Annotated in this window: 17 protein-coding genes and 1 pseudogene; 12 read left to right on the top strand and 6 right to left on the bottom strand. The window is 69.7% G+C overall.

Translation table 11 applies throughout. The annotated features are described in order from the left end of the window. Positions 1–75: 75 nt before the first annotated feature. The 4 genes from ACFU8W_RS41165 to ACFU8W_RS41150 form a co-directional block, all read right to left on the bottom strand. Positions 76–999: a sirohydrochlorin chelatase gene (locus tag ACFU8W_RS41165; protein ID WP_384049142.1), complete on the bottom strand. Its 924-nt coding sequence runs from the start codon at positions 997–999 to the stop codon at positions 76–78. 119 nt (positions 1,000–1,118) lie between these two features. Then, a complete protein-coding gene (locus tag ACFU8W_RS41160; RefSeq protein ID WP_384049139.1) occupies positions 1,119–2,150 on the bottom strand; it encodes an N-acetylglucosamine kinase in 1,032 nt (343 codons plus the stop codon). Further along, positions 2,147–2,824 carry a uracil-DNA glycosylase gene (locus ACFU8W_RS41155; protein WP_266988694.1) on the bottom strand — a complete coding sequence of 226 codons (678 nt, stop codon included), beginning with the start codon at positions 2,822–2,824 and terminating at the stop codon, positions 2,147–2,149. The genes ACFU8W_RS41160 and ACFU8W_RS41155 overlap by 4 nt, the downstream gene beginning before the upstream one ends. A gap of 34 nt (positions 2,825–2,858) precedes the next feature. After that, on the bottom strand, positions 2,859–3,947 hold the full coding sequence (locus ACFU8W_RS41150) for a WD40/YVTN/BNR-like repeat-containing protein (protein ID WP_384049135.1): 1,089 nt from the start codon (positions 3,945–3,947) through the stop codon (positions 2,859–2,861). Positions 3,948–4,219: 272 nt separating this feature from the next. Here ACFU8W_RS41150 and ACFU8W_RS41145 point away from each other — a divergent pair, with 272 nt between their 5' ends. Continuing rightward, on the top strand, positions 4,220–4,936 hold the full coding sequence (locus tag ACFU8W_RS41145; RefSeq protein ID WP_384049132.1) for a cupin domain-containing protein: 717 nt from the start codon (positions 4,220–4,222) through the stop codon (positions 4,934–4,936). Positions 4,937–5,219: 283 nt separating this feature from the next. On the opposite strand, the gene ACFU8W_RS41140 is transcribed toward ACFU8W_RS41145, so the two are convergent. Both ACFU8W_RS41140 and ACFU8W_RS41135 read right to left on the bottom strand, forming a co-directional pair. After that, the gene (locus tag ACFU8W_RS41140) at positions 5,220–7,895 is read right to left on the bottom strand and encodes a SpoIIE family protein phosphatase (protein WP_384049173.1); all 2,676 of its coding nucleotides are present in this window, start codon (positions 7,893–7,895) and stop codon (positions 5,220–5,222) included. 599 nt (positions 7,896–8,494) lie between these two features. Then, positions 8,495–9,553, bottom strand: a complete 1,059-nt coding sequence (locus ACFU8W_RS41135) for a LacI family DNA-binding transcriptional regulator (protein ID WP_345511555.1) — start codon at positions 9,551–9,553, stop codon at positions 8,495–8,497. Positions 9,554–9,766: 213 nt separating this feature from the next. Here ACFU8W_RS41135 and ACFU8W_RS41130 point away from each other — a divergent pair, with 213 nt between their 5' ends. The 11 genes and pseudogenes from ACFU8W_RS41130 to ACFU8W_RS41080 all read left to right on the top strand — a co-directional run bounded on the left by ACFU8W_RS41130 (position 9,767) and on the right by ACFU8W_RS41080 (position 24,061). Then, a complete protein-coding gene (locus ACFU8W_RS41130) occupies positions 9,767–11,014 on the top strand; it encodes an extracellular solute-binding protein (protein ID WP_384049169.1) in 1,248 nt (415 codons plus the stop codon). 2 nt (positions 11,015–11,016) lie between these two features. Beyond that, positions 11,017–11,946 (top strand): carbohydrate ABC transporter permease, encoded by a 930-nt coding sequence (locus ACFU8W_RS41125; RefSeq protein ID WP_384049128.1) that lies wholly within the window; start codon positions 11,017–11,019, stop codon positions 11,944–11,946. Between the two features lie 4 nt (positions 11,947–11,950). Next, entirely contained in the window at positions 11,951–12,844 is an 894-nt protein-coding gene (locus ACFU8W_RS41120; RefSeq protein WP_327247824.1) for a carbohydrate ABC transporter permease, read from the top strand. Between the two features lie 52 nt (positions 12,845–12,896). Further along, the gene (locus ACFU8W_RS41115) at positions 12,897–15,287 is read left to right on the top strand and encodes a glycoside hydrolase family 3 N-terminal domain-containing protein (protein ID WP_384049125.1); all 2,391 of its coding nucleotides are present in this window, start codon (positions 12,897–12,899) and stop codon (positions 15,285–15,287) included. A 94-nt stretch (positions 15,288–15,381) separates the two neighbouring features. Next, on the top strand, positions 15,382–16,482 hold the full coding sequence (locus ACFU8W_RS41110) for an endo-1,4-beta-xylanase (RefSeq protein ID WP_384049123.1): 1,101 nt from the start codon (positions 15,382–15,384) through the stop codon (positions 16,480–16,482). Between the two features lie 210 nt (positions 16,483–16,692). Next, on the top strand, positions 16,693–16,872 hold the full coding sequence (locus ACFU8W_RS41105; protein ID WP_384049120.1) for a hypothetical protein: 180 nt from the start codon (positions 16,693–16,695) through the stop codon (positions 16,870–16,872). A gap of 78 nt (positions 16,873–16,950) precedes the next feature. Then, complete coding sequence (locus ACFU8W_RS41100) at positions 16,951–20,133, top strand: glycosyl hydrolase 115 family protein (protein ID WP_384049117.1); 3,183 nt, start codon at positions 16,951–16,953, stop codon at positions 20,131–20,133. A gap of 31 nt (positions 20,134–20,164) precedes the next feature. Continuing rightward, positions 20,165–20,545 carry a hypothetical protein gene (locus ACFU8W_RS41095; RefSeq protein WP_384049114.1) on the top strand — a complete coding sequence of 127 codons (381 nt, stop codon included), beginning with the start codon at positions 20,165–20,167 and terminating at the stop codon, positions 20,543–20,545. A gap of 165 nt (positions 20,546–20,710) precedes the next feature. Further along, positions 20,711–21,808, top strand: coding sequence for an NADH:flavin oxidoreductase/NADH oxidase (locus tag ACFU8W_RS41090; protein WP_384049112.1), 1,098 nt, complete (start codon positions 20,711–20,713; stop codon positions 21,806–21,808). Between the two features lie 64 nt (positions 21,809–21,872). Beyond that, positions 21,873–22,257: pseudogene (locus ACFU8W_RS41085) on the top strand (glycoside hydrolase family 2); the annotation flags it as partial. 718 nt (positions 22,258–22,975) lie between these two features. Further along, entirely contained in the window at positions 22,976–24,061 is a 1,086-nt protein-coding gene (locus ACFU8W_RS41080; RefSeq protein WP_384049109.1) for an ABC transporter substrate-binding protein, read from the top strand. The last annotated feature ends 47 nt before the right edge of the window (positions 24,062–24,108 follow it).

Raw genomic sequence — 24,108 nt, 5'->3', positions numbered from 1 at the left:
GCAGGAGACAGCACACGGCGGGGCCCGTACCGGTCGAACGTCCGGTACGGGCCCCGCCGCTCCGTGCTGATCAGGTCAGTGGGCCTGGGCCCCCTGCGGCGTCACCGGGGCGATGCCGAGCGCCGTCGTGTACATCGACAGGACGAGCTTGCCGATCGCGGGGTACGCGCCGAGCGGCTCCGCCGTCGCGCAGCCCGCCTCCATCACGGCGGCTTCCAGCAACCCCTCGGTCACCTCGGGACCCACCAGATACGGCGCCACGGCCAGCTGCACCGAACCGGAGGCCTTCAGCTGGTCGGCGATGGACGCGACCGAACCCTCGACATCGAGAGCAGCGGCCATCACCGGCACCGCGAGGCGGGCGGCCAGCAGCATGCCGGTGATCCCGGCGGCCTGCACGGCCTCCTCGCCACCCACGGTGGCCAGCACGATCCCGTCCGCGGCCGTGGCCACAGTGAACAGCCTGGCGCGGTCGGCGCGGGCCAGACCGGCCTCGGAGAGGCGCACGTGCAGCGCCTCGGCGAGCAGCGGGTGCGGGCCGAGCACATCGGTCAGCTCGACCGGTGCACGGCTGTCCATGACAGCTTGGCGTATCCGCCGGAGCAGGGCGCTGTCCGGTCCCGCGAGCAGCGGCACCACAACGGCGGCCGGGCCCTCGGGCTCGGCGACCTCACGGCCCGCGGCCTTCGCCTGCTCGAAGCGTGCGATGCGCTCGGCGGCGGAATCCGCGAGTACGGAGACAAGCGTGGGGTACTCGGCATTGTCGCCGTCGAGGTAACCGATCCGGGCATGGAGACCGGGCAGCTCGGAACGGGCAATGCTGATCACCTCTTCGGCCAGACTGCGCGTGGCCGAAGAGGGGGTACCGGGAACGGCGAGAACGAGCGCGGCAGCGCCCTCGGGCGCGACCACGGGCTCCGGGCGGCGGTGCCGTCCGGACTGGCGAGGTCGCGGCATTCGTACAGGCAGGCCGGAAGCGGGCCCAGTGGGGGTGCTCATGGCGCCGCATGCTACTGGTTTTGGGTGCCCCACTGTTCGGGGAGGGCCCAGTCAGGCGTTATCTGTCCGCTTTTATCCGATCAATGGCTTACCGGACAACTGCCCTGCTCTGTCGCCCCTTATGGCCGCCCCCGCCCGGGCCCGTACGCGGGCACGCACAGCAGCGTCGGGTGGAGCGGCAACCGCAGATCACCGGTGGCCAGCGCCTCGGCGATGCGCAGCGAACCGGTCAGCGGATCACCCGAACCGGGGACCGTCCGCGCCTGCGGCAGTTGCCGGGCGAGCTCTTCACGCAGAGGTACGAGGAGTGGATCGCCCATCCGGAACAAGCCACCCGTCAGGGCCACTTCGCACGGCTCGTCGGTCGCCCCGCGCTCCGGGCACACCGCAGCGGCCGCCTCCGCGATATGGCCGGCGGCGTCCCGCAGAATGCCCGCGGCGACCGGATCGTCCCCGGCGCAGGCGGCGACCTCGGGGGCGAACGAGGCCAGCAGCGCCGGACGGTCGGTACGCGGATAGAGCAGGCCGGGCAGCTCCGGCGCCGGACCGAACACCGCCTCCAGCCGGGCCAGCAGCGCGACCGAACCGCCGCGCCGACCGTCATGGGCGCGCATCGCCGCATCGAGCCCGGCCCGCCCGATCCAGGCACCGCCGCCGCTGTCGCCGAGGAGGTGGCCCCAGCCGTCGGCCCGGTGCCAGCTCGTCAGATCCGTCCCCAGCGCGATCATGCCGGTGCCGCCCGCGACGACGGCTCCCGGCCGCTGCCCGACCGCTCCCGCGTACGCCGTCACCGCATCGGCGGCCAGCGCCAGCAGCTGCACCCCGAGCGCCCGCTCCAGCGCCGCGGGCAGCTCCGCGCGCAACTCGTCCCCGAGCGTCGCCATGCCGGCGGCGCCGATCGCCACGGCGACGACGGACGGGTCGGCGGCCGTCCGCGACCGCTCCCCGGCCTGCGCCCGCAGCTCGTCGACTGCGGGAAGGAGCTGCTCCAGCAGGTGTCCGGCATCGATCCCGGCCGGGCCGGTCCGCACCGGCTCGGCGCAGACCGCCGTCGCCACCGGCTTCTCTGCCCCGATCGCGCCGAGCGCCACCCGGAGCCCGGAACCGCCCGAGTCCACTCCGAGGACGTACGACCCCGCGGCGGCGGTCACGGAAGCTGCCAGTCGACCGGCCTGGCTCCCTGGCGTTCCAGCAGTTCATTGGCCCGGCTGAACGGCCGTGAGCCGAAGAACCCGCGGTCCGCGGACATGGGGGAGGGGTGCGAGGACTCGATCGCCGGGAGCTCACCGAGCAGCGGCCGCAGATTGCGGGCGTCGCGCCCCCACAGGACGGACACCAGCGGTGTGCCGCGCGCCACCAGCGCCCGGATCGCCTGCTCGGTCACTTCCTCCCAGCCCTTGCCGCGATGTGCCGCCGGCCGACGGGGCGCCGTGGTCAGCGCCCTGTTGAGCAGCAGTACCCCCTGGCGGGTCCAGGGCGTCAGATCGCCGTTGGACGGCCGGGGCAGTCCCAGGTCCGTGTGAAGCTCCCGGTAGATGTTCTCCAGGCTGCCCGGCAGCGGCCGGACCTCCGGCGCGACTGCGAAGCTCAGTCCCACCGCATGTCCCGGTGTGGGATACGGGTCCTGACCGACGATCAGGACCCGCACCTCGTCGAACGGCTGCTGGAACGCCCGGAGCACATTCTGCCCCGCAGGCAGATAGGTGCGCCCAGCGGCGATCTCCGCGCGCAGGAAGTCGCCCATCGCGGCGATGCGTTCGGCCACGGGTTCCAGGGCCTGCGCCCATCCCGGCTCGATGATTTCTTTCAACGGTCGTGCTGCCACGGGCCGCACTCTACTGCTCATACGACCGGGGTGATCAACCGCCGACGATTGCCGCCCGTACACAGAGGACGTCCGGCAGATGCGAGGCGAGCTGCTCCCAGCTGTCCCCGTCGTCCCGGCTCGCGTACACCTCGCCGTTCCGATTGCCGAAATAGACACCCGCCGGATCGGCGTCGTCCGTGCAGAGGGCGTCGCGCAGCACCGTGCCGTAATGCGTTTCCTCGGGCAGTCCGGCGGACAGCGGCTCCCAGCTGTTGCCCGCGTCGCTCGTACGGAACACCCGGCAGCGGTGCTCGGCCGGCACCCGGTCGGCATCGGCGTTGATCGGGAAGATGTACGCCGTCTCCGCCCGGTGCGGATGCGCGGCCGCGGCGAAGCCGAAGTCGGAAGGCAGCCCCCCGCCGATATCCGTCCAGTTGTCCCCGGAGTCGTCACTGCGGAACACACCCCAGTGGTTCTGGAGATAGAGCCGGTCCGGATCGACCGCATCCCGGGTGACCTTGTGGACGCACTGGCCGAACTCCGGGTCCGGATCCGGCAGGAAGACCGCCGACACCCCCTTGTTCGACGGAGCCCAGCTCGCTCCGCCGTCCTTGGTGCGGAACACCCCGGCCGTGGAGACCGCGACGGTCACCGCCTGCGCGTCCCTCGGGTCGGTCAGGATCGTGTGCAGCCCCTCGCCGCCCCCGCCCGGGACCCACTTCGAGCGCGTCGGATGCTCCCACAGCGGGCGCACCAGCTCGAACGACTCCCCGCGGTCCTCGGAGCGGAAGAGCGCGGCCGGCTCCGTCCCCGCGTACACGACATCCGGTGCCTCTGCCCCGGCCGGGTGCAGCTGCCAGACCCGCTCCAGCGACGCCCCGGTGAACTGGGGGAATTTCACTGCGGGTTGCTTCGGCTCGACCCACGTCGCGCCCAGGTCGTCGGAGTGGAACACCGAGGGTCCCCAGTGCGCGCTGTCCCCGCCGACCAGCAGCCGGGGGACCTGGCCGCGGGTGTCGATGGCGATGGAGTAGATCGCCTGTGCGTTGAAATGAGGGTCGCCGAACTCCCACGTGCCACCTCGTCTGCGGCCGATGAAGAGTCCTTTGCGGGTTCCCACAGTGAGCAGTACGTCGGACATCGCCGACACCTCCCGAAACGCCTTTGTCGCGGACACGGGTCAGTCTGCACCCGGCCACTGACAGTGGCTTGCAGAGAAGGCGTTTGCGCAGGTCGGACGGCGAGTGCCAGGCGGACGGCGATCCGGCACAGGGCCGCGGCCGACATCGTCGGGGCACCCTTGACCGCCGTCCGGGGCGGGCCGTAACTTCCCTCGTAGAAAGCGCTTGCCCAATTGGTGGGCCCTCGATGGGCTCCCGACGAACTGCCGACGGACCCGACCGAGGAGCGCGCATGGTGACCTTCGAAGGACTGCCCGGCGCCGTAGCCGTCTCCCACCTCAGGGTCTACGACTGGCCCACCGAGGATGGACTGCGCGGCGGTACGCCCCACCTCCATCTCACCTGTTCCGAGGGGTATGTGGTGGTCGGGGGCACGGGCTCGGTACAGACGCTCACCCTGTCCGGCTTCCGGCAGACGCCCCTGGCCGCCGGTTCACTGGTGTGGTTCACCCCCGGCACGATCCACCGGCTCGTCAACGACGAGGACCTGCGCATCGTCGTTCTCATGCAGAACAGCGGACTGCCCGAGGCGGGCGACGCCGTGCTCACCCTCCCGCCGCGCTTCCTGACGGACCCCGACACCTATCGCGCGGCCGTTGCTCTGCCCGTCCACGGCTCCGAGCCGGAACAGGAAGGCGCCGCCCGCGCCCGCCGCGACCTCGCCGTCCAGGGCTTTCTCGCGCTGCGCCGGGCCACGGAGGCGGGCGACACCGAGCCGCTCGCCGCCTTCCACCGGGCGGCCGCCGCGCTCGTGAGACATCGGACGGACGACTGGCGGGGGCGCTGGGAACAGGGCGCCGCCGCCGCATCCCGGGCAACCGGCGATCAGCTGGACGCCCTGGCGCAGGGTGACGGCGGCCATCTCGCGGCCGCCTGCGTGTATGCCCAGCAGCCTTCGGCGTACGGAAAGTTCGGGATGTGCGGCCGTCTCGATGTCTACAGCGGCTGAGCGTCGGTGGCTGCGGTGTCGCCGAGGGCCCGGGCGAAACCTGCCGGGAGGGGCACCAGGGCGTGTGTCGGAAGTCCCGCCTGCCCCGCGACGCCCGTCACGCACGCTCGCCGCGTTGTCGGGCTCGCCCGAGTACGTCCCGTACGAGGGCGACCCTCCGCCTTGCGATCGCACGCACCGGACGCCACCGGGCCCGCGCTGCGGGCGGACGGCGGGACTTCCGGCACACGCCCCGGCCGGGGTCGTGCCCCAGGGTGTGGCGACGGCGGTCCTGGTGGCGCGTTCAGATGTCCAGGGCCTCGTCGGTCCACTCGAACGTCGGCGCTCCAGTTGCGCCCGGTGTCTGTTCGGACCAGATGATCTTGCCCTCGGCTGTATAGCGGGTGCCCCAGCGATCGGCGAACTGGGCGACGAGATACAGGCCGCGGCCACCCTCGTCCGTCGTCGACGCATAGCGCAGATGCGGTGCGGTGCTGCTGGAGTCGGACACCTCGCAGATCAGGGCCCGGTCGTGCAGCATCCGGACCCGGATGGGAGGGTCGCCGTAGCGGATGGCGTTGGTGACCAGCTCGCTGAGGATCAGCTCGGTCGTGAAGGTCTCTTCCTCCAGGCCCTGGTCGATGAGCCACTGGGACACGTCCTTGCGGACCCCGGCGACGGCCGACGGGTCGGACTCGACGTCCCATTCGCCGACACGGGAGGGGTCGAGGGTGTGCGTAGCGGCCACCAGGAGGACGGCGTCGTCACCCGGAGGGGTGGGCAGGAGCGCGGAGACCAGGTCGTCGCAGGTCTCTTCCGGGGTCCGGTGCTGTCCGGCCAGCGCTCCGCGCATCGTGGCGAGTCCGGTGTCGAAGTCCCGCTCGCGCGACTGGACGAGGCCGTCGGTGTAGAGCACCAGACGGCTCCCTTCCGGCAGGGGCAACTCCACCGACTCGAAGGGCAGCCAGCCGGTGCCCAGGGGCAGGCCGGCGGGGACATCGGGGGACTGCACCGTGCCGTCGGACAGCACCAGGACGGGACCGGGATGGCCCGCCCGGGCAGCGGAGCAGGTGCCGGCCACCGGGTCGTAGACGGCGTACAGGCAGGTGGCCCCCGTGATCTCCGCGCGCCCGCCGTCGGCGTTCTCCGTCCGGTCGGTCCGCGCGACCAGTTCGTCGATGCGCGCGAGGAGCTCGTCGGCCGGAAGGTCCAGTGCGGAGAAGTTGTGGACCGCGGTGCGCAGGCGGCCCATCGTCGCGGCGGCGTGCAGACCGTGCCCGACGACGTCACCGACGACCAGCGCGACGCGGGCACCGGGCAGCGGAATGACGTCGAACCAGTCGCCGCCCACCCCCGCCTGAGCCGGCAGATAGCGGTAGGCGATGTCGAGCGCGTTCTGCTCGGGCAGGTCGCGGGGCAACAGGCTGCGCTGAAGCGTCACCGCCATCTCGTGCTCGCGGGTGTAGCGGCGGGCGTTGTCGACGCAGACGGCCGCCCGGGCGACCAGTTCTTCGGCGAATGTCAGATCGTCCTCGTCGAAGGGATCCGGATTCTCCGAGCGCCAGAAATTCGCCATGCCCAGGACCGCACCGCGTGCGTGCAGCGGAACGGAGAGCAGGGAGTGGACACCGTACTCGAGGATCCTCGCCGACCGTTCGGGGTCGGTCCCCTGCCAGCCAGGTTCGGAGGACAGGTCCGGCACCAGCATGGTGTGTCCATGGATCAGTCCCAGGGTTGCCGGGCTGGTGGGAACGAACCCGACGACCCGCCCGATCGGGTAGAAGGGGAGGTGGTCTGCGCGCACGCCCGCCGCGGCTGTACGCCGCATGTTCAGCACGGTGCCGCTCGGCACCGATGGTTCCTCACCGCGCAGGACGGGCTCGGCGAGGTCGACCGAGGCGAAGTCGGCGAAACGGGGAACCACCACTTCGGCCAGTTCCTCCGCGGTCCGGGTCACATCCAGTGTTGTACCGATGCGCACACCGGCCGTGTGCAGCAGGAGCAGCCGCTCCCTTACCTCGGCGGCCCGGTCGGCCAGTGCGGCCAGTTCTGTCGTGTCCCGCAGGGTCGCGACCGTCCCGGCAGGTCCGCCGTGTTCGTCGGTGGGCCGCAGGTTCACGGCCAGCAGCCGGTCGCCGGCCATGCGCACCTCGTCGGAGGCGGAGCGCCCCGAGGCGAGCAGTTCCGCGAGGGGAGGAGGCAGGCCGATGCCCGTCACCGGAAGTCCTTCGGCCTCCGCGGGCAGGCGGAGCAGTCGCCGGGCCTCGTCGTTGGCCAGCAGCAGTCGCCCGTCGCCGTCGATGATGAGGACGCCTTCGCGTACGGAGTGCAGCACCGCGTCGTGATGCTCGTACAGCCGCGTCATCTCGGCGGGGCCGAGGCCGTGCGTCTGCCGCCGCAGACGTCGGCTGATCAGTGCCGCACCGCCGGACGTGAGGGCAAATACGGACACCGCGGCGCCGACCAGCACCGGCAGTTCGCGGTCGGCCAGTTTGTTCACGTTGCTGACCCTGATGCCCACGGACACCAGGCCGGCGGTCGAGCCGTCGGCCCTCGGTATGGGCACCACCGAGTTCACGGCCGGCCCCCGGCTTCCCGTGAAGGTACGGGTGAAGCCATGCCCGAGGACCGCCTCCTTGTACGGGCCGATGATGTGCTTGCCGATCAGCGCGGGATCGGGGTGGGTGATGCGGATACCGTGTATGTCGGCCACGACGACGGTATCGACGTGGGTGGTTTTCCGGATTTTCTCGGTGAGTGGCTGCAGCACTGCGGTGGGATTCGGGCCGTCCAGCGCCGTCACGATGCCGGGGGAGTGGGCGAACGCCTCGGCCACGGCGTACGAACCTCTCTGGGCTTCGTGAACGGCGGCCCGCCGACCCTGCACCACGAGCGAGAGCGCCGCCGCGGCGACGAGCAGCACCACGAGGGCCAGCTCCAGCAGCAGCACTTCCGCGGCGACGCTGCGCACGCCGAGCAGGGTGCGGGGGTGCCCAGGTTTCGATTGCCGAAGCCTTGAAATATATCGCCCAAAGCCACCCATAGCTCCTGTTTACCCGCTATGTCCATACAAAATCTCGCGTGTGGAGTGCCGGTACGCGGTCAGGCTGCGGCCCTCATCATGGGGCGGCGCATGTCCGACGAAGGGGAACTCGGCCGACCCGACCCGCCGCCCGTCAGTTCCGCCGTCCGCATGCTGACCCACCCCCCCGATACCCCTGGATCGGACAGGGCGGCTCCACCTTCGCCTTCGTCACCGACAAGGCTCGAAAGCGCCTGCGCCCAGGCACGCCACGTCGCAGGGCAGGACATGGAGATCTCAGGCGCTGCGCAGACGTGCGCCAGGTCCTCCATGCCGCGTCCCGCCGCGGAGGGTCGGCTGTCGGACCCGGGTGATCTCGCTCGCTGTCCGCGAATCGCGTCGCCCGGACCCGGACGACCCTCGGCGAGGCCGTGGGCTGCGGTCGGCCCACGGTGATGCCCACGTTGCCGAGCCGATCGTCCCCAACGGGATCAAGACCGGGCGGCATCTCGACCTCAGTCACGCGCACTGGTGACAACCGCGGGTCGAGACGGGTGTCAGTGGCCCGGTTCCGCCGTGCTGCTGCGCACCACCAGGTTGGTGGCGAGGTCGACCCGGGTGGTCGCGGGCTGCCGGCCCCGGCCGAGATCGAGAACCAGCCGGGCCGCCGTCTCGGCCATCTCGATGAGCGGCTGCCGCACCGTGGTGAGCGGTGGCCCGATCCACCGGGTGAGCGGCAGATCGTCGAAGCCGACGACGCTGAGGTCCTCCGGTATGCGCAGGCCCAGCTCGCGGGCGGCTTCGTAGACGCCGAGTGCCTGCAGATCGTTGCCGGCGAACACCGCGGTGGGCGGCTCCGGCAGCCGCAGGAGTTCCAGCGCCGCGGTGTAGCCGTCCTCGTGCGAGAACTCGCCCTCCCGGACCAGGTCGGGATCGACGGGCAGACCTGCTGTCTCCATCGCGGCCCGGTAGCCGTCGACGCGGGCGCGGCTGCACATCATGCGGGACGGGCCGCTGATGACGCCGATCCGACGGTGTCCGAGACCGGTCAGGTGGCGGGTGGCGGCCAGTCCGCCCTGCCAGTTCGTCGTTCCGACCGACGGCACGTCGTCACCCGGGTCGCCCGCGGGGTCGACCACTGCGAACGGAATGTTTCGGCTGGTCAGCTGGGCGCGCTGGGCTGCGGTCAGATCAGAGAGCACCAGGATCACACCGACCGGACGGCGCGCCAGCACGCCGTCCACCCAGGTCTGGCCCGGGGTCAGCCGTCCCGCGCTCTCGGAGAGAACCAGGCTCAGTCCCTCCTCCCGGGCCACGTTCTCGACGCCCCGGACGACCTCCATGGCCCAGCTGCTGTCGAGCTCGTGGAAGACCAGATCGATCAGCTGGGACTGTGCCGTGGAACCCCGCCTGCGGCGGTAGCCGTGGAGCAGCAGCAACTCCTCCACCCTGGTGCGCGTACCGGGTGCAACGTCGGCGCGGCCGTTCAGCACTTTCGAAACTGTCGGAGCCGACACTCCGGCCGCGCGGGCGATTTCCGCCAGCGTGGCAGTGCTCTCCGACTGCTCGTCGGCAGACGCCTTCTCCTGTGGGGACTGGACCTTCGCAGGGCTCATGCGGGAATCGTAGCTTCCCGTGGCTCCGATCGGGGAAGGGGCCAGGGCTCGGAAAATCCTTCCGGCAACCTCTTGACGTGCCCGAAACGCGACCGTACCGTTCCGGCAACATTCGAAAGCAAGCCCGAAACATTCGACAGAGGTGCGGTCATGCGGTCGGGAATTTTCACTCAGGGCACATGTGCGGCGAGATGGACCGCAGCAGGCGCCGCCATGGTCATGGCCGGGCTGCTGGCAGGTTGCGGATCCGGCAGCGGCAGCGGCAGCGACGGGGGAACCATCACCGCCTATGTCTACGGTGACGACGCGGTCAAGGTCCAGCAAGCTGCGGTAACGGAGTTCAACAAGACCTCCGAGGTCAAGGTCAAGCTTGTCTCGGTCCCCGGCACCGACTACGTGAACAAGCTCCGCAGCTCGATGGGCTCGCCGAGCGCCCCGGACATCTTCTTCAACTGGGGCGGCGGTTCGATCAAGCCCTACGTCGATGCCAAGCAGCTGGTCGACCTCACGTCGACCGTCAACGGCGACGCCGAGCTCAAGGACGGATTCCTTCCGTCGATCATGACGGCGGGCGGCCTCGACGGGAAGATCTACGGGGTGCCGATGCGCGGCATGCAGCCCGTGATGCTCTTCTACAACAAGACGCTCTTCGCCGAGAACAAGCTCGAGGCCCCCAAGACCTGGGAGGACCTGCAGAAGGCCATCACCACCTTCAAGGCCAAGGGCATCACGCCCTTCGCCCTCGGCGGCTCCGACAAGTGGCCCGAGCTGATGTGGATGGAGTACCTGCTCGACCGGATCGGCGGACCCGAGGTCTTCAAGAAGATCCAGAACGGCGACAGCTCCGGCTGGGGCGACCCGGCGGTGCTGAAGGCGGCCCAGACCGTCAAGGACCTCGTCGACCAGGGTGCCTTCGGCAAGAACTTCAACTCCGTCGACTACGGCAACGGTGGCGCGCCCACGCTTCTCAACAAGGGCAAGGCCGCCATGCACCTCATGGGTTCGTGGGAGTACTCGACCCAGCTGGGCAAGGCGCCCGAGTTCGCCAAGAAGGACCTCGGCTGGACCGCCTTCCCGACCGTGGCCGGCGGGGTCGGCGACGCGGCGGACGTGGTGGGCAACCCCACCAACTACTGGTCGATCAACGCGCGCACCAAGCACAAGGACGCCGCGATCGCCTTCCTCAAGACGATGGCCTCGCAGAAGTACGCCAAGGCGCTGGTCGACAACGGAGACATCCCCACCACCTCCAACGCGGCCTCGATGCTGAGCACGTCGCCCAACCCGCAGTTCGCCAACGACCAGTACAGCCTGGTCCAGAAGGCGCCCAGCTTCACGCTCTCGTGGGACCAGGCACTGGAGTCCCAGTACGCCACCCCGCTGCTCACGGAGCTCAGCAAGCTGTTCGCCGGCAAGTCCAGCCATGAGCAGTTCGTCGCAGCGATGAAGGCCGTCAAGTAAGAATGTCCGCTCACACTCCGCACCCGAAGATGCGCGGAGGCAGGAAGACGGCCGTCGGCAACGTCGGCCGTCCACCCGTCAGCTGGGCCCTGCCCGGCATCCTCTTCTTCGCCGTCTTCGCGATCGTCCCGCTGGCGATCGCCGTGTATCTCTCCTTCTGCAACTGGGACGGGCTGAACTCCCCGACCTCGGCCGGCCTGGACAACTGGACCCGGCTGTTCAAGGACCCGGAGTTCCGGCAGGCCGCCTGGCTGAGCCTCCTGCTGACCACCATCAGCTGGGTCTTCCAGACCCCCGTGGCACTGCTGCTCGGGGTCTGGGCGGCAGGTCGCCAGCGCAGCCGGGCCGTGCTCTCCGCGGTCTTCTTCGTCCCGCTGCTGCTCTCCACCACCGCCATCGCCATGCTCTTCCACGCCCTGCTGGACCCCAACTTCGGCGTGATCAAGGAGATCGGGCCGTGGTTCGGGATCGATCCGAACGTCATGGGATCGTCCACCGGCGCCCTGCTCACCGTGGCGTTCGTCGGCGGCTGGCAGTTCATGCCGTTCCACACCCTGATCTATCAGGGCGGTACCCGGCAGATCCCCCAGGTGCTCTATCAGGCGGCCGAGATGGACGGCGCCGGCATGTTCCGGCAGTTCTTCCACATCACGCTGCCGCAGCTGCGCAACACCATCACGACCTCGTCGGTCCTGATGATCGTCGGCTCGCTGACGTACTTCGACACCGTGCTGATCATGACCAAGGGCGGTCCCGGCACGGACACCACGGTCCTGCCGTATCTGATGTACCGGACCGGCTTCCAGACCTACGACCTCGGCTACGCCGCGGCGATCGCCACGGCCCTGGTCGTGGTGGCCACCGCCCTGTCGCTGGTCCTGGTCCGCTTCAGCGGATTCGGGAACATGCGGTCCACCCGGGAAGGTATGTGACGAGATGTCAGTCGACACCCGCCACGCGGCGCCGACCGTGTCGCCCGCGTTCCGAACCCGCCTGGCCACAGCCCGCCGCCGGAAGCGGTGGGGCAACCCGCTGGCCGGTCTGGGCTCGCTGGTCTGGCTCGTCCTCGTGGTCGTACCGCTCTACACGCTGATCTCCTCGTCCCTGATGCACCAGGACGAGGCGCTCAACGGCGACCCGCTGGCCTTCCCGACCAACCCGACGCTCGACAACTACAAGACCGTGCTGGACAGCGGCTTCTCCACGATGCTCGGCAACACGGTGATCGTCGCCGCCTCCACCGTGGCCATCGTGCTGGTGCTCGCGGTGCCCGTCGCCTATGTGGCTGTGCGCACCCGCAGCCGGCTCTCGTCGCTCGCCTTCCGGACCTTCCTGCTCGGCGTCGCGATCCCGGCGCAGGCGGTGATCGTGCCGCTGTACCTGCTCATCGGCAAGATGGGGCTCTACGACAGCCTGCCCGCGATCATCCTGCCGACGGCAGCCTTCGCGATGCCGGTGGCGGTACTGATTCTCAGCGGCACCATGCGCGATGTCTCCGAGGAGATGTACGAGGCGATGGCGCTCGACGGCGCCACGCCCCTGCGGATGCTCTGGCAGCTGGCGGTACCGATGTCGAAGGGCGGCATCAGCACGGTGGCGATCTACACGGCGCTCCAGGCATGGAACGGCTTCCTGTTCCCGCTGATCCTGACGCAGTCGGAGGAGAACCGCGTACTGACCCTCGGTCTCTTCAACTTCCAGACCCAGTTCGGAGTCAACATCCCGGCCGTGCTGGCCGCGATCGTCCTCTCCGTCGTGCCGATCTTCGCCGTGTACCTCGTGGCACGGAAGGCGCTGATCAACGGACTGATGGGGGTGGGCGGCAAGTAGCACACCGACGCCGCCCCGCACCACCGCACTCATGAGAGGAACCCCTGCCCCCATGGCAATCCACCCTGTCCCGCACGCACTCCGAGCCGATCCGGCCACCGCCGTCGACGGCCCCTGGCGCGACCCTTCCCTCACCCCGGAGGAGCGGGTGGCCGACCTCGTCGCCCGGATGACCCTGGAGGAGAAGGCCGCACAGCTGTACGGAGTCTGGGTGGGCGCCGACGCCGATGGCGACGGGGTCGCACCGCACCAGAACGACATGGTCGACCCGGTCGACTGGGACGAGCTCACCACCCGCGGGCTCGGCCAACTGACCAGACCGTTCGGCACCGCCCCGGTGGACCCCGGCGTCGGCGCCGTCTCACTGGCCCGTGCCCAGAAGCGGATCGTGGAGGCCGGACGGTTCGGCATCCCGGCGCTCGCCCACGAGGAGTGCCTCGCCGGCTTCACCGCCTGGGGCGCCACCGCCTACCCTGTCCCGCTGTCCTGGGGAGCTGCCTGGAACCCGGATCTGGTCACCGAGATGGCCCACCGCATCGGCCGTGACATGCGGTCGGTGGGCGTCCACCAGGGACTGGCACCCGTCCTCGACGTGGTGCGCGACCTGCGCTGGGGCCGGGTGGAGGAGACCATCGGCGAGGACCCGTACCTGGTCGGCACCATCGGCACCGCGTACGTTCGCGGCCTGGAGTCCGCCGGCATCGTCGCCACGCTCAAGCACTTCGCCGGATACGCCGCGTCGGCCGGCGCCCGCAACCTTTCGCCGGTCCGGGCCGGTGCGCGGGAGATGACCGACGTCACCCTTCCGCCCTTCGAGATGGCGCTGCGCGAGGGAGGCGCCCGTTCGGTGATGTCCTCGTACACCGAGATCGACGGCGTCCCCACGGCGGCCGATCCGGTGCTGCTCACCGAACTGCTCAGGGACACCTGGGGGTTCAACGGAACCGTTGTCGCCGACTACTTCGGCATCGGCTTCCTGGAAACCCTGCACAAGGTCGCCGCGGACCGCTCCGACGCCGCCCGCCTCGCGCTCACCGCCGGGGTCGACGTCGAGCTGCCCACCGTCCGCAGCTATGGCGATGCGCTCGTCGCGGCCGTGCAGGAGGGCACCGTGGCCGAGGAACTGGTCGACCGGGCACTGCATCGTGTGCTGCTGCAGAAGTGCGAACTCGGTCTGCTCGACCCGGAATGGTCGCCGCTGCCGGCCGTGCTGGCCGGGGCGGACCCCGAGCAGGCGCGTGAGACCGTGGACCTCGACCCGCCGGAGAACCGGGCACTCGCCCGGCAACTGGCCGAGCAGGCCATCGTGCTGCTCGCCAACCCCGACGATGCGCTGCCCCTGCGCGGCGACGGCCGGATCGCGGTTGTCGGGCCGCGCGCCGACGACGCCCTTGCCATGCTCGGCTGCTACTCCTTCCCCAGCCATGTCGGTGTCTCGCACCCCGAGGTGCCGATGGGCATCGACATTCCGACCGTCCTGGAAGCCCTGCGCGCGGAGTTCCCCGGTGCGGACATCGGTTCGGCGGCCGGCTGCGACGTGGACGGCACGGACACCTCCGGCATCGAGGCGGCGGCCGAGCTCGCCCGCCACGCCGATGTGTGCGTCGCCGTGCTGGGCGACCGGGCCGGGCTGTTCGGCCGCGGGACCACCGGCGAGGGCTGCGACGCCGCCGACCTCGCCCTGCCCGGTGTGCAGGGCGAGTTGCTCGACGCGCTGCTGGCCACCGGAACCCCCGTGATCCTGGTGCTGTTGACCGGCCGACCGTACGCGCTGGGCCGCTGGGCCGACCGGACGGCTGCCACCGTGCAGGCGTTCTTCCCCGGCGAGGAGGGCGGTCCGGCGCTGGCCGGTGTGCTCTCCGGCCGGGTGAACCCCTCCGGCCGGCTGCCGGTCAGTGTGCCGCAGGGTCCCGGCGGTCAGCCGTGGACCTATCTGCAACCGCCGCTGGGGCTGGCGAGCGGGGTCAGCAACCTGGACCCGACTCCGCTCCACCCCTTCGGACACGGTCTGTCGTACACGTCGTTCGAGTGGGAGGCCGGTGCCGCGGCCCCGGCCGAGATCCCCACCGACGGCTCCGCCGACATCGAACTCACCGTCCGCAACAGCGGGGACCGCGAAGGCGCCGAAGTGGTGCAGCTCTACGTGCACGACCCGGTCGCCCAGACCACCCGCCCGGAATCGCGGCTGATCGGGTACGCCCGAGTGCAGCTCGCCGCCGGGCAGGCCCGCCGCGTGCGGTTCCACTTCCATGCCGATCTGGTGGCCTTCACCGGTATCGGCGGCCGACGGATCGTCGAACCCGGCGATCTCGAACTGCGGCTCGCGACATCCAGCGCGGCCGACGACGTCAAGCAGACCGTACGGCTGCGACTCACCGGTCCCGAGCGCACGGTCGATCACCGGCGCCGGCTCGTCTGCGACACGTCGATCGAACTGACCTGAATCTGCTTTTGCTTGAGGGCTCGGGCCTCCCTGCTCCATCTGCGGGGAGGATCCCGAAACTTTCGACGCGGTACTTCCATCGAAGGGAAATGTCATGCACAAGGCAAATCGGGCTGCCGTCGTCGGCACCGCCGCCGCAGCCCTGCTGGTTTCCACGTTCACCGTCGCCGCCAGCGCCACCCCCGAGAACGCCGCCCAGCACGCCAAGCCGAAGAGCGACGTCGCGGCCAAGACCCTTGGCGCTCTGGGCAAGCGTGCCGACCTGCGGATCGGAACGGCGGTCGACATGTCGGCGCTCGCATCCGACGCGCCCTACCGGGCCAAGGCCGCAGGGGGGTTCTCCTCCGTCACCCCGGAGAACGTCATGAAGTGGGAGGCCGTCGAGCCCCGGCGCGGCACGTACGACTGGGCCGCCGCCGACAAGCTGGTCGACTTCGCCGAGGAGAACGGTCAGCTGGTCCGGGGGCACACCCTGGTCTGGCACAGCCAGCTGCCCGCCTGGCTGAACAACGGCGACTTCACGGCCGATGAGCTGCGGGACATCCTGCACCGGCACATCACCGACCAGGTGACCCACTTCAAGGGCAAGATCTGGCAGTGGGACGTCGTCAACGAGGCGTTCAACGACGACGGCACCATGCGGAACAGCATCTGGCTGCAGAAGCTCGGCCCCGGCTACATCGCCGACGCCTTCCGCTGGGCCCACCAGGCCGACCCCAAGGCCAAGCTCTTCATCAACGACTACAACATCGAGGGCGTCAACGCGAAAAGCACCGCCCTCTACAACCTCGTTGCGCAGCTCCGCAAGGAGCACGTGCCGGTTCACGGTGTCGGCATCCAGGGGCACCTGGACGTCCAGTACAGCGCCCCGCACGACATTGCCACCAACATGAAGCGCTTCGACGACCTCGGTCTGGAGACCGCGATCACCGAGGCCGACGTCCGCATCCCCATGCCCGTCGACAACACAAAGCTGGAGGCGCAGGCGGAGGCCTACGACGTCCTGCTGCGCGGCTGCCTGCTCACCGAGCACTGCACCGACTTCACGGTGTGGGGTTTCACCGACAAGTACTCCTGGGTTCCCGGCGTCTTCAAGGGGGAGGGCGCGGCGAACATCCTCGACGAGAACTTCAAGGCCAAGGCCGCGTACAACGCGATGAGCGCGGACCTCGCGCTGGCCGCAGGCAGGGGCTGAAACCCCACATGATCAACAGTGCAGAGGAGGCAGCGCAGTGACGGACGGCCTCCGGATCCATCGCCGTCTCCGCGGTCGTCACCCGGGACATCGTCCCGGCGGTCGTGCGCCGCGCCAAGGAACTGCCGCCGGCGACGGGGCTGCTCATCGCCCGCGTGTGCACGGTCGTCCTCATCACCGTGAGCATGCTCCGACCGGACCGTCGTCATCGTGACCCCGCTGGTGACCTCGCTGGTGGTGTACGTGGTGGTCGGCCTGCTCGGCCAGGAGCCCGACGCGACGGCCGACGCGATCGTGGCCGCCGTGTCGCCCGCCCCCGACGGTGACAGCGACGCCGAGCCGGCGGTTACCGCGGTGCCGCGGGCCGCCGTGCCCGGCACCTCCGACTGACCCACCCCTACCCGACAACTCGTCAAGGTGCACACCCGGTCAATTTGTCATTGGTGTGAACAAAATTGGGAGAGCAGTATGGACAGGCACTTCCCGCAACACACGAGCCGCAGAGCGATTCTGGGGCTCGGACTGGGGCTCACCGCCCTGACGGCAACACCTCTCGGCTCACTGCTCGGTCTCTCGTCGGAGGCCTCGGCCACCGCACCGGGCGCGGCCGGGCTGCCGACGGACCCCGGAGCATACATTTCCTTCGCCCCCCGCTCCGGCAGCTTTCCGCTGGTCAGGGGCGGCGCGGCGGCCCCGATCCTGGTCAGCGACCGAGACTACGCGGGGGTCGTCCGGGTGGCCGAAGACCTCCAGGCCGACATCGAGCGCGTCACCGGCGTCCGCCCCGTTCTCTCACGGGGTGCGACACCGAAGGGCCGCGAGATCGTCATCGTCGGAACCATCGGCCGCAGCCCGCTGATCGACGGACTGATCGCCGCGGGCAAGATCGACGTCTCCGGCATCAAGGGCAAGTGGGAGACCAGCCTCCAGACCGTCGTCGAGAAGCCGTTGCCCGATGTGGACCGGGCCTTCGTGATCGCGGGCAGCGACCAGCGCGGCACGATCTACGGTGCGTACGACGTCTCCCGGGGGATCGGCGTATCGCCCTGGTACTGGTGGGACGATGTCGTCCCCGTGCAACGGGACGGGCTGTACGTCCTGCCCGGCCGCCACACCCAGGGCACCCCGGCCGTGAAGTACCGCGGGTTCTTCATCAACGACGAGAACCCGGCGCTCGGCACGTGGGCACCGGCATTCTTCGGCCCTGGCAAGGCCCCCGGCTTCGAGGGCGGCTTCAACGCCGACTTCTACGCCAAGATCTTCGAAGTGATGCTTCGCCTGAAGGCCAACTACCTCTGGCCGGCTGTGTGGGGCCGTGCGTTCGCCGAGGATGATCCGAGGAACCAGGCCACCGCGAAGGCGTACGGCGTCGTCATGGGCACCTCTCACGAGGCACCGATGATGCGCGGTATCGAGGAGTGGAACCGGCACGCGGTCGCCGCCGTCCGCGACAGCGCGGGCAACATCACCACCCCCGGTCACGACCCCTACGGCGGCACCGGCGAGTGGTCCTTCCGCCGCAACGCCGAGGCGATCAAGGCGTACTGGGCCGACGGCATCCGCCGGATGAAGGACGAGGACTTCGAGGGCGTCGTCACCCTCGGCATGCGCGGCAACGGCGACGTCAGCCTGCCCGACGGCGACGGCATCGAGCTGATGACCGAGATCATCGCCACCCAGCGGCAGATCCTGGCCGAGGTCTCCGGCAAGGACGTCACCACGATTCCGCAGGTGTGGACCCTCTACAAGGAGGTCCAGCGGTACTGGGACCGCGGCCTGCGGGTGCCCGACGACGTCACCGTCGTCCTCACCGACGACAACTGGGCCAACATCCGTAAGCTCCCCGACCTCAAGAACGATGCCCGCGAAGGCGGTTACGGCCTCTACTACCACTTCGACTACGTCGGAGTGGGCCGCAACTACAAGTGGGTGGACACGACGTCGCTGCCGAACATGTGGGACCAGCTCCACCAGTCCGTCGCCTATGGGAACCACGGCCTCTGGGTCACCAACGTCGGCGACCTCAAGGGCAACGAACTGCCCACGCAGTTCTTCCTGGAGTACGCCTGGAACCCCGACCGCTGGACTCTCGACCGGCTGCAGGAGTGGGAGGAGCAGTACGCCCGCCAGAACTTCGGGGAGCAGCAGGCCGAGGAGGTGGCCGAGGTGCTCCGTACCTATGCCCGGCTGCAGTCCCGCCGCAAGCCGGAGCTGCTCAACCGGAAGATCACCCTGGACCCGGCCAAGGACCCGGCCAAGGACCCGTCTGCGATCAGCTACGACGACCAGGCCACCCCGTTCAGCCTCACCGACTACCGGGAGCTGGAGCGCGTCACCGAGGAGTGGCAGCGCCTCGGGGCCGAGGCCGAGCGAATCGGCCGCAGGCTCCCCGCCTCCACCCAGGACGCCTGGTACGAACTGGTCGGCTACGAGGTGCAGGCCACCGCCAACCTGTACGCCCTGCGTGAGGCCGAGTTCAAGAACCTGCACTACGCGGCCCAGGGCCGGGCCCTCACCAACGATCTGGCGGCCGCCGCCGAGGCCCGGCTCGCCGACGACCTGGCGCTGGCGGACCGCTTCAACACGAAGGTCGCCGACGGGAAGTGGCAGGGGTTCCAGAGCCAGCCGCACATCGACTACGGCGATGTGGCCCGCTACGGGCCGAACGCCCCCTGGCAGCAGCCCGAGCTCGACAACGTCGCCATCAAGGACGTGCTGTTCCCGGCGGTCAAGCGCATCGACCTCCCGGCCGGCGCCGAGATGGGCGTGGCCGTCGACGGCTCGGACACGTGGTGGCCCGAGGAGAGCTCCCCGGCCGTGCTGCCGGCCTTCAGCCCGTACCAGAGCCAGGCCGCGCAGTACATCGAGGTGTTCAACCGGGGCGCCGCCCCGTTCGACTACCGGATCCGGACAGGGGCCTCCTGGCTCGTCGCCGACCGCGTCAGGGGCCGCGTCGACAAGCAGGACCGGATCACTTTCAGCGTCGACTGGTCACGGGCGCCCAAGGGCGTCACGGAGGTGCCGATCACGGTCAGCGGTCCGGACGGCCGCGAGGTCGTCGTCCAGGCCGTGATCGACCACCCCAAGGAGCGGCCCTCGCAGCTCGAGGGATTCGTCGAGGCCAACGGGTACGTCTCCATCGAGGCGGACCATTACTCCCGTTCCGTCGGCGGCAACGGGATCACCTGGCAGCGTATTCCCGGCATCGGACGGACCGGCGCCGGCATGGAGCCCTTCCCGGTCACCGCCACCCGCCAGAGCCCGGGCGGCAGCAGCCCGCGGCTGGAGTACCGGGTCAGCCTGTTCACCACCGGGCCGGTCACCGTGCACGCGTACCTGTCGCCGCGCAACAACACGCTTGCGTCCGACGGCCTCACCTATGCCGTCTCCTTCGACGACGACGTGCCGCAGAGCGTGAATGTCACGGCGGTGACGGGATCCGACGACGGCACGATGAACGTCCAGTGGGCGCGCAACACCTCCGACAACGTCAACCGCACCCGTACGGTGCACCACATCGGCCGGGCCGGTGTGCATGTGCTGAAATTCTGGATGGTCGACCCGACGGTGGTGCTGCAGAACCTGGTGGTCGACACCGGCGGCCTCAAGCCCAGCTACCTGGGCCCGCCGGAGAGCCTCCGGCTGAAGTGAGTCGTGGGACGGGCAAGGGGAGAGCAGAGCGATGAAGAGTGAGATCGAGGACACCGACGGACAGGGTGCGATCCTGGGCGTGACCCCCGTTGGGGCGGGGGTCGAGGTCCGGGTGGCCGGTCCGTCGGGGGAGTTCTCACTGGTCTGCACCCCTGCCCGGGCCCGGGAGCTGGCTGCGGCTCTCGCTCGTGCGGCGGACGAGACGGAGAGCGCGCAGTCGGCTGCGCCCGTGACGGTCAAGGCGGGGGAACTGCGTCGCGGCGATGTGCGGGACGGCGACCGGGTCATGACCGTGGAGGCGGTCAGGGTCGACGGGGCCACGGCTCACGTCACCTGGAAGTCCGGCGCCGGACGCAGCTGGACGCAGGGTTACGACGCCGATGCGGGGATCACGCTTCGGCGCCGCGCCTGAATCCTGAAGGACTGATCCACGCATGCATGAGGCCCCTCCCGAAACCGGGAGGGGCCTCATGCATGCGTGTTTCGTTGTACGAGAACCTTCGTAATTTGACGAACCTCGTACTACGAGATGTATCGTACTAACGATCCTGCCGTTCCCGGCGAAACGGAGTCTGCCGTGAGTGTCCTTTTCGAGCCCTACACCCTGCGATCGCTTGTCATACCCAACCGGGTATGGATGGCGCCCATGTGCCAGTACAGCGCGGAGCCCGTGGGGCCGGAGACCGGCGTCGCGACCGACTGGCACTTCGCCCACCTCGCGGCGCGCGCGATCGGCGGCACCGGTCTCATCCTCACCGAGGCGACGGCCGTCAGCCCCGAAGGGCGGATCAGCCCCGCCGACCTCGGGATCTGGAACGACACCCAGGTGGCCGCCCTCCGGCGGATCACCGCCTTCATCAAGAGCCAGGGTTCCGTCGCCGGTATTCAGCTCTCCCACGCCGGCCGCAAGGCATCGACGGCTGCCCCCTGGCTGGGCGGAGGGCCCGTGGGTCCGGACGAGCACGGCTGGCAGCCCGTCGCCCCCAGCCCGCTCCCGTTCGACGAGGGCCACCCCGTACCGCACGAGCTGACCGTGGACGAGATCCACGGCGTCGTCGAGCAGTTCCGCGAGGCCGCCCGCCGCGCCCGCGAGGCCGGCTTCGACGTCGCCGAGGTGCACGGAGCCCACGGATATCTCGTCGGGCAGTTCCTGTCCCCGTACAGCAACAGGCGCTCGGACGAGTACGGCGGCAGCTTCGAGAACCGCGTACGGTTCGCTCTCCAGGTCGTCGACGCCGTCCGCGACGTATGGCCCGAGGACCTGCCCGTCTTCTTCCGGATCTCGGCGACCGACTGGCTCACGGAGAACGACGAGGACGACCGTGAGGGCTGGACCGTCGACGAGACGGTACGGCTGGCCAAGGAGTTGCAGGCGCACGGCGTCGATCTGCTGGACGTCTCCAGCGGCGGCAACGCTCCGCATGCCCGCATCACGACGGGGCCCGGGTACCAGGTCCCCTTCGCCGCCCGGGTGCGCGAGGAGACCTCGCTGCCCGTCGCCGCCGTCGGTCTGATCACCGAGCCGCAGCAGGCGGAGAAGATCGTGGCCGACGGGCAGGCGGACGCCGTGCTCCTCGGGCGGGAGCTGCTGCGGAGCCCGTCATGGGCGCAGCATGCGGCGCGCGAGCTGGCGGGTGAGGTCCACAGGCCCGATCAGTACCTCCGCGCAGTCTGAGGTTCGGTCAGGGCTGTCGTGCGCGGAGGAGGTCGCGAAGCAACGCGATCTCGGCCCCGTGGTACGGCAGTTCCTGATTGACCCACGAGACCGCTTCTCGGAGAAGGTGCGGCAGATCAACGAGCAGGTCATCGCCGCAGTCGCGGTTGCCGGTGACCGCGAGCAGGTGAAGGGTGGAGCCGACCGGCGCCTCGACGAGGGCAAGGCGCCACGGCGAGCGACCAGGGCCCCGGCCTCGGTGCGCTCACTCTCACCGAAGGCGCCTCATGGACGCCGGGCGTGGACGGCTCCGCACTGAAGTTCAAAGGCCGGGCACAGTACGCCGAGACAGCCGGTCCCGTCGTCGATACCACCCGGAACTGCACCGTTTCGGCCTGGGCGACGCCGGACGAACGCCCGGCAATTTCGCGACCGTGGTCAGCCGCGACGCGCGGCGCACCGAGAACCCGTCCTGCCTCCCGTCCCGGCCGGTCCCGCCGATGAGGTGAGCGCCCTCCACGACAGCGAGCCGCCCTGACGACCGTGGCCGGCCCGGCACCGACGGTGTTCCGTCGAGGCCGGGCCGGCCGTCGTCGGGAGCGGTCCGTCACATCACCGAGCCGGCATTTGCCAGAGGTGGTCGTCGGTGCCGTTCTCGCTGAACTGGACGACGCGGGCGCTGTCGGCAGTGAACATGTCGTCGACGCCGAGGGCCTTGCCGGAGTGGCGGTCGCGATGCGGGGCCTCCTCCCGGCCGCCCAGCTCGGGGCGGACCCCCGGGTGAGAGCCCGGACGTCAACTGCATCGCAGCGTTGGAAACTTGGCGTCCGGCCGTACGGCAGCACGCTGTTCGAGGGCTGTCCAGAGATGTCACACCGTCGATTCGCGCTCCACAGGCCGGACTTGGGAGTCATCGGCGTGGTCGCCGACAAATTTGGAAACGCATCGACAACTCTCTTGCCGCCCGTGTCGCACCGCCTATATAACGTTGTAAACCGAGCCGCCGACAGGCCGCGCAGACTCTCACGACCGCGGGTTCAGCAGCACGTGTGCAGCAGTGTGTGCAGCTCGAAGCGGGGTCGTGAGGAATGCGTGACATCAGCCGCCGTGCGGTGGATTCATCGTCCAGCCATGCCCCGACCGCACGCCTTCCGGTGTGCCGACATCCTGCCAAGGAGCGTCCCGCGCATGATGATCCAGCGTCGATCCCGCACCCTCGCCGCGGCCTGCCTGCTCGCCGCCACCGCCACGCTGGCCGCCTCCGGCTGCTCCAAGTCGGAGACCACGAACAACGCCGGCGGCGACAGCAGCCAGGGCGCCCAGGCCGCCAAGACCCCCGAGGCCGGCTCGGGACCCGGCTGCTCGCTGCAGACCTACGGCGCACCGAAGCTGGACCTGAAGGACGCGGTGGTCGGCTTCTCCCAGTCGGAGAAGGAGGCCAACCCGTTCCGTATCGCGGAGACCCAGTCCATCAAGGACGAGGCCGCCAAGGTCGGTGTGAAGAAGCTGCTCACCACGAACGCGCAGTCGCAGCTCTCCAAGCAGATCAGCGACATCCAGGACATGCTGTCCCAGGGCGCCCAGTTCCTCATCGTCGCGCCGCTGAACTCCGACGGTCTGGAGCCGGCGTTCAAGGCGGCCGCGGCGAAGAAGGTTCCGGTCCTCACCATCGACCGCAAGGTCAACTCCACCGCCTGCAAGGACTATGTGGCGTTCCTCGGCTCCGACTTCGTGGAGCAGGGCAAGCGCGCCGCGGACGCCATGATCAAGACGACCGGCGGCAAGGGCAAGGTCGCCATCCTGCTCGGCGCGTCGGGCAACAACGTCACCACCGACCGCACTACGGGCTTCGTCGACCGGATCAAGGAGAAGGCCCCCGATCTGAAGATCGTCGCCCAGCAGACCGGTGAGTTCGCCCGGGACAAGGGGCAGCAGGTGATGGAGCAGCTGATCCAGTCCAAGCCCGACATCACCGCGGTCTACGCGGAGAACGACGAGATGGGACTCGGCGCCGTCACCGCGCTGAAGGCGGCCGGGAAGAAGCCCGGCAAGGACGTCAAGGTCGTGTCGATCGACGGTACCCGCAACGCGGTGCAGGCACTGGCCGACGGCGAGTACAACGCGGTCATCGAGTCGAACCCGCGCTTCGGGCCGCTGGCCTTCGCCACAGCGGAGAAGTTCTACGGCGGCGAGGAGATCCCCGAGAACGTGATCATCTCCGACCGCGCCTACGACGAGACCAACGCCAAGGCCTCGCTCGGCGGAGCGTACTGAGCCGTCGGACTTCCGTACCGACCCTTCAGGTTCACCGCCGCCGTGGC

Origin of the sequence: Streptomyces sp. NPDC057565 (assembly GCF_042801455.1) — a bacterium.
Lineage (GTDB): Bacteria > Actinomycetota > Actinomycetes > Streptomycetales > Streptomycetaceae > Streptomyces > Streptomyces yanii.
This window is presented reverse-complemented; position numbering and strand designations above follow the sequence as displayed.

Coding starts and splice junctions, on each gene's coding strand:
- ACFU8W_RS41115 (WP_384049125.1), top strand. CDS start 12,897: ATGGCAATCCACCCTGTCCCGCACGCACTCCGAGCCGATCCGGCCACC.
- ACFU8W_RS41130 (WP_384049169.1), top strand. CDS start 9,767: ATGGTCATGGCCGGGCTGCTGGCAGGTTGCGGATCCGGCAGCGGCAGC.
- ACFU8W_RS41120 (WP_327247824.1), top strand. CDS start 11,951: ATGTCAGTCGACACCCGCCACGCGGCGCCGACCGTGTCGCCCGCGTTC.
- ACFU8W_RS41110 (WP_384049123.1), top strand. CDS start 15,382: ATGCACAAGGCAAATCGGGCTGCCGTCGTCGGCACCGCCGCCGCAGCC.
- ACFU8W_RS41125 (WP_384049128.1), top strand. CDS start 11,017: ATGTCCGCTCACACTCCGCACCCGAAGATGCGCGGAGGCAGGAAGACG.
- ACFU8W_RS41135 (WP_345511555.1), bottom strand. CDS start 9,553: ATGAGCCCTGCGAAGGTCCAGTCCCCACAGGAGAAGGCGTCTGCCGAC.
- ACFU8W_RS41165 (WP_384049142.1), bottom strand. CDS start 999: ATGAGCACCCCCACTGGGCCCGCTTCCGGCCTGCCTGTACGAATGCCG.
- ACFU8W_RS41150 (WP_384049135.1), bottom strand. CDS start 3,947: ATGTCCGACGTACTGCTCACTGTGGGAACCCGCAAAGGACTCTTCATC.
- ACFU8W_RS41100 (WP_384049117.1), top strand. CDS start 16,951: ATGGACAGGCACTTCCCGCAACACACGAGCCGCAGAGCGATTCTGGGG.
- ACFU8W_RS41145 (WP_384049132.1), top strand. CDS start 4,220: ATGGTGACCTTCGAAGGACTGCCCGGCGCCGTAGCCGTCTCCCACCTC.
- ACFU8W_RS41080 (WP_384049109.1), top strand. CDS start 22,976: ATGATGATCCAGCGTCGATCCCGCACCCTCGCCGCGGCCTGCCTGCTC.
- ACFU8W_RS41095 (WP_384049114.1), top strand. CDS start 20,165: ATGAAGAGTGAGATCGAGGACACCGACGGACAGGGTGCGATCCTGGGC.